General features: G+C 53.2%; 1 protein-coding gene. It reads right to left on the bottom strand.

Annotated elements, in window-relative coordinates; genetic code table 11:
• Positions 1–631: IS66 family transposase (locus EOJ37_RS14320; RefSeq protein WP_162473717.1), on the bottom strand; the 631-nt coding region annotated here is incomplete at its 3' end.
• Positions 632–808: the final 177 nt, after the last annotated feature.

Here is an 808-nt window from a genome sequence, read left to right as displayed (position 1 = left end):
CGACTTTGCCCATCCAGTCTGAAAGCGTACTGGTTGGCAGGGTGATGCCCTCACGCGCGAAGATGTGGCTTTGGCGGTAGAGAGGCAGGTGGTCAACACATTTACTGAGGGTGATGTGGGTTAACAGACCTGGAGCCACCTGACCTTTATCAATAATCTGAGCGGGGAGTTCGGCACTGTGTACCGTTTGGCAATCTGGGCAACTGTATTGCGGACGTACGGTTTTTCTGACGATAAATTGTGCCGGGATATAATCCAAAGTCTCGTTGACTTCATCACGCAGAAAACGCAACGGACTGTCACACTGTGGGCACTGCGTGCTCTCAGGCGCCAAGCGGACTTCTTCACGCGGCAAGTGCGCGGGCAGGGGCTGACGCTTGGGTTTGTTGACCGGCGCGGGTGTGACGGATGGCAGGTTTTTTTCCAGTTCGGTTTCCAGCGCGCTGATGTCGGTGTCACTGTCTTCATCGAGCAGACTGAGTTGCGCGGGTGAGAAGTTTTCCGCCTTGCGCCCGAAGCGGGCAAGTTTAGCCTGCGCAAGCAACTCCGCTAACCGGGTATTCTCACGATGGAGTTTAATTACCAGGTCACGGAGCTGTTGGTTGGTGAGGTCGGGCGGTAAGGTCATCATGGTTGGCAGAATAACACAAACCGAGTGCATTGTAAATTAAATCAATGGATTATTCTATTTTTATCGCCATTTTGTCAGTGTTTGCCCCTCGACCTGCTGCCAGTCAATGCCTTTTATCAGCCAGGAAAATTGCTCCGTGGTGAGAGTCCAAGTGGTATCGCCTTGTCGCGGCCAGAC

The sequence above is a fragment of the Serratia microhaemolytica genome, from assembly GCF_004011885.1.
Classification (GTDB): Bacteria; Pseudomonadota; Gammaproteobacteria; order Enterobacterales; family Enterobacteriaceae; genus Serratia_G; species Serratia_G microhaemolytica.
Note: the sequence above shows the minus strand (reverse complement) of the source record. Positions and strands in the feature narration are given on the sequence as shown.